The sequence below is a fragment of the Moorena sp. SIO4A1 genome (genome assembly GCF_010672065.1).
GTDB lineage: Bacteria > Cyanobacteriota > Cyanobacteriia > Cyanobacteriales > Coleofasciculaceae > Moorena.
The window spans coordinates 1-1,495 of record NZ_JAAHHX010000685.1 but is presented as its reverse complement, the minus strand read 5'-3'; the positions used below and the strand labels follow the sequence as shown (position 1 = coordinate 1,495).

Here is a 1,495-nt window from a genome sequence, read left to right as displayed (position 1 = left end):
CTATCAGCCCAGATGGTAAAACCATTGCGTCCGCGAGTTGGGACGGAACCGTTAACCAGTGGAGTTGGGAAGGCACATTACTCACTACCCTCAGAGGACATCAAGATTTAGTGTACGGTGTGGCCATCAGCCCAGACGGAAAAACTATTGCATCCGCGAGTTGGGATGGAACCGTTAGGCTCTGGAAACCTGATGGCATCATTCTAACCAGGCTCAGAGGGCATAGTGATTTAGTTTGGGCAGTGGCCATTAGCCCAGACGGAAAAACCATTGCATCCGCGAGTTGGGATCAGACCGTGAAACTGTGGAATAAAGACGGTAGCCTACAAAGAACCCTGACTGGCCATAGCGCTAGAGTTTCAGGAATAGCGATTAGCCCCGATGGTGAGATGATTGCCTCCGCTAGTGCCGATAACACCATCAAGCTCTGGCACAGAAACGGTAGCTTGCTAAAAACCTTAACAAATCATAGCGCCGCCGTTTTAGCAGTAGTCTTCAGCTCCGACGGTGAGATGATTGCCTCCGCTAGTGCCGATAACACCATTAAGCTCTGGAAACGGGACGGTACCTTAATTAATACCCTCAACGGCCATAGCGGACGCATTGATGGAGTAGCCTTCAGCAAGCGATGCAGCGCGGTCTTGGGGAGGCAGCGCGGTCTTGGGGGTCTCCCCCATGAGCGACTGCCGTGGTTTCCCCCATGAGCGACTGCATCAAGAAAGACGGGACTCTAATTGCTTCCGCCAGTTGGGATAAAACTGTCAAGCTTTGGCAGCCAGACGGCACCTTAATTACTACCCTGAAAGGACACCATGACCGGGTTTACAGCGTTGCCATCAGTCCCGACGGTGAAACCATTGCGTCCGCGAGTTGGGACAAAACCATTAAACTCTGGAAGCAGGATGGTACCTTGATTACTACCCTCAACGGTCATCAAGCAGGAGTATTAGGAGTAGTGTTTAGCCCTGACGGTAACAGAATTGCTAGCGCTAGTTATGACAAAACCGTCAAACTCTGGAAGCGGGATGGAACCCTTTTAACTACCCTGAAAGGACATAGCGATGGCGTCTTAGCCGTAGTTTTCAGCCCCGATGGTGAAATGCTCGCCTCTGCTAGTGGAGACAACACTGTTATTGTATGGAATTTAGATCAAGTCCTCGATTTAGATCAGTTACTAATCTATGGTTGCAATTGGATACAAGATTATTTGAACACCAACTCGGAGGTTAATGATGTTTGTCACCCTTAACTTAGACAATGTTGATTTTACCGATCAGCAATTTGAGCACCGAATTAAGAATTAAGAATTAAGAATTAAGAATGTAGAATTAAGAATTAAGAATTAAGAATTAAGAATTGGAAATTATACATTCTGCATTATAAGAGATAACCTTAAACCTCCCAACCTTGGCCAAAAGGCCACGCTACGCGAACAACATCCCAACTTTCAACCTTCAATATCCTAACCTTCAACATACTAACCTTAAACCTTGGA

The 1,495-nt window shown here is 47.1% G+C and carries 2 protein-coding genes; both read left to right on the top strand.

Annotated elements, in window-relative coordinates:
* Positions 1 to 704, top strand: a 704-nt coding sequence (locus F6K53_RS41930; RefSeq protein WP_293086368.1) for a WD40 repeat domain-containing protein, incomplete at its 5' end; no start/stop codon positions are given.
* The gene (locus tag F6K53_RS41925; RefSeq protein WP_293086365.1) at positions 701 to 1,249 is read left to right on the top strand and encodes a WD40 repeat domain-containing protein; all 549 of its coding nucleotides are present in this window, start codon (positions 701 to 703) and stop codon (positions 1,247 to 1,249) included. The genes F6K53_RS41930 and F6K53_RS41925, both read left to right, overlap by 4 nt.
* The last annotated feature ends 246 nt before the right edge of the window (positions 1,250 to 1,495 follow it).

Excerpts from the sequence above, each read along its gene's own strand:
- F6K53_RS41925 (WP_293086365.1), top strand. The coding sequence starts at position 701 with ATGAGCGACTGCATCAAGAAAGACGGGACTCTAATTGCTTCCGCCAGT.